General features: G+C 45.7%; 5 protein-coding genes. 4 read left to right on the top strand and 1 reads right to left on the bottom strand.

Annotated elements, in window-relative coordinates; all coding sequences use genetic code 11:
- From G464_RS10150 to G464_RS0108200, 4 genes are all read left to right on the top strand, one after another.
- Positions 1–243 (top strand): hypothetical protein (locus G464_RS10150; protein ID WP_022857437.1); only part of this gene is annotated, 243 nt, incomplete at its 5' end.
- A gap of 87 nt (positions 244–330) precedes the next feature.
- Entirely contained in the window at positions 331–777 is a 447-nt protein-coding gene (locus G464_RS0108190) for a hypothetical protein (protein WP_021618642.1), read from the top strand.
- Between the two features lie 18 nt (positions 778–795).
- Positions 796–1,599, top strand: a complete 804-nt coding sequence (locus G464_RS09800; protein ID WP_022857438.1) for a peptidoglycan recognition protein family protein — start codon at positions 796–798, stop codon at positions 1,597–1,599.
- 1 nt (position 1,600) lies between these two features.
- Positions 1,601–1,834: a hypothetical protein gene (locus G464_RS0108200; protein WP_022857439.1), complete on the top strand. Its 234-nt coding sequence runs from the start codon at positions 1,601–1,603 to the stop codon at positions 1,832–1,834.
- A gap of 57 nt (positions 1,835–1,891) precedes the next feature.
- On the opposite strand, the gene G464_RS0108205 is transcribed toward G464_RS0108200, so the two are convergent.
- Entirely contained in the window at positions 1,892–2,080 is a 189-nt protein-coding gene (locus G464_RS0108205; protein WP_021618639.1) for a helix-turn-helix transcriptional regulator, read from the bottom strand.
- Positions 2,081–2,569: the final 489 nt, after the last annotated feature.

The raw sequence follows: 2,569 nt of genomic DNA on the forward strand, positions 1-2,569 counted from the left end.
GGTAATTTGGTTGTGGTGTCTGAGCAGGTGCTCACGTCTGCCAGTGGTGCGAATGCGCATTTTAACGCGTCGGAGACGATTCCTGATGGCTATCGTCCTGCTGGTCAAGGTGTTATCACGTGTAGCGATAATTCGAGTACGGTCGCGAGCCTGCTTGTGAATAGTCGCGGTGGTATCGAGATTAACGGTAACTTCTCACAGTCGCGATATCTACAAGTGTTGGGCGTGTGGTTTACTGCTTGACGGGTGCTTTAGGCGAAAAATTTTTTAGGAGACCACATGTTGTGTGGTCTTTTTTATTTTTAAGGAGAAAAAAGAATTGTGATTCCTATGAGTCCCTTCGACGTGGATAACGTGCTTGTCGCGCTCATCACAGGCCTTATTAGTTTCGCTGTCGCATTCATCACGAGTAGAACGCAAGCGAAGAGTAATGAGCAGAATGCGGATAAGACGCGTGCTGAAACTGAGTCACTGCTCCGTCAACAGTTAGAAGATACAGACAAAAGACTAAATAGCTTATCTCATGCTGTGTCGGATGAGATGAGGCAACGCCGTCAAGCAGAAGCAAATCTCTATGACGCTGAGCAGCAACTATCTTCTTCTATCGCGTATGTGCGAGCGCTCGGGCATTGGCTGAATGCTATGTGCAAAATGCTTGATAAGGATTGGTTAGACGAGCATCCGAAACCTCGCTTGCCTGATGAAATCAGGAGCGGAGTAGAGAGGACGGCAAGTGAGCTCGGTTTAAACGTAGACAAATTCGATATTCAAGAATAAAAGGAAGGAGAAAAAATTGTGAGTGTAATACAAGAAAAGATTGTGAATAATGGTCACGGTAGTCTTAATGCTTCGTATTTTTGCGTGCATTCCACTGCAAACGTGGGCGCGACCGCCGCGAATCATGTCAGCTTATGGAGTCGTAACTACTTGTATGCTGTGCACCTCGTGTCTGACTGGGCGGAAGCGTTTCACACAGTACCTTACAACCGTTTATGTTTCCAAGTTGGCGACGGTAATCCGTACGTTGAAGGTCTTGAGATTTGCGAGGCGACTAACGAGGAAGACTTCCGTAAAGGTATCGAGATAGCTATCCAGGTCGTACGTGAACGTCTTGCCGCGCATGGTTGGGGCGTTGACCGTCTTATCTGTCATCAGGAAGCTACTCAACAGTGGGGTGGTTCCGACCACACCGACCCGATCCCATATTTCACACGTTGGGGTTATTCGTGGGAACAATTCAAAAATGATGTCGCTAACGGCACTATGTCGCTAGTCTCGAACAGTCAAACAGTACAAGCTAAGGAAGGTAAAAGCATGTATCTTATTGAAACAACAACTCCGTGGGGGACTACAGCGTATGCGCTGATTACTGAGCTTTCAGGAGCTCAAGCATTACAAGATATCGAAGCATTATCCTACGCGAACGGACTTGGTTCCACCGGCAAAGTGAACTGGGATATGTATAATCTGCTTATTTCGCAGGCGTGGCAGCGTTATAACACGTTCATGGAAGCGGTGGGCAAGACCGTGAATGAAAGTGTGGAAGAGGCTACTAAGCGCGTAACCGAAGCAACAAAAACTACTAAAGATGGAGAATAAAATGGGAGAACATGTCCAGGATAATCATGCTAGTGAAGATTTGAAAAGCTATGTGCCAGTGTTTAGCGCGCGAGTGCGCACAATCATCTATGTAGCGGGTCTTGTCGCTTCAGTGATTGGGCTTGGTTTTATGACGTTCGGCTACGCTGATATCGGCGGTTTCATTAGTACTGCTGCTGGTATTCTCGCGGGCGGTTTCGGCGTAGCGTATAATCCGCTACGCTCGAACATGTAACGTTGATAGAGTCCTTCCACAATCTTTTGCGGTTGTGGGAGGACTCTTTTGCATTTTCTACTGTTTTCGAGGTCTGCCGCCGTGTCCTGGACGATTAGCATTCCACTGCTCGATAGTAGATTTCTTCCATCCACGTGTGCGCCCAATAAGAGCGTCGGGTTCTGGCAGATTGTAGTTTGCTAGAGCGCCTTTAGCTATTCCTAGATATTCAGCAATCTCGGTAAAACTCATATAGATTTCGGTCATTGTGTCTTGTCTTTCTTTAGTACTGCAGCAATTATCCAAACAATGCAGATGGCTGTCCATATGATTGTTTTTGGAGTGCTGCGCATGATAAATGCCTCATACAGTGCAGTAATTCCGGTTAAAACCGCAATGATGCTGTAAAACAATTTTGCGCTCATACTTTTATGATTTAGACTGAAAGGGGTAGCCCCGCTGAGGGGCTACCGTGAAGCTATTTCCTATGCTTAGGTTTTCGCTTCTTTTCTTTGAGAGCTATTGCTATGCCTACGATGCTTGCGATTGTATCTATTAGGTGGAGCAGTAGCTCTGCTATTTCAGTCCATTTCATTCTCACCTCCTTTCGTTTTCCTTATATTTATATAATAACACAGCAACTATATAAATACGAGTAAGACACGCCGAAGATAGGGGAACAAAATAAAAAAATACAGAATACTGTTGAAAACAAAGGTGTTCGGAATAGTATTTGTCGAATCTCCTCGTCTCCGC

The organism is Alloscardovia omnicolens DSM 21503 (assembly GCF_000420505.1).
Taxonomy (GTDB): Bacteria; Actinomycetota; Actinomycetes; order Actinomycetales; family Bifidobacteriaceae; genus Alloscardovia; species Alloscardovia omnicolens.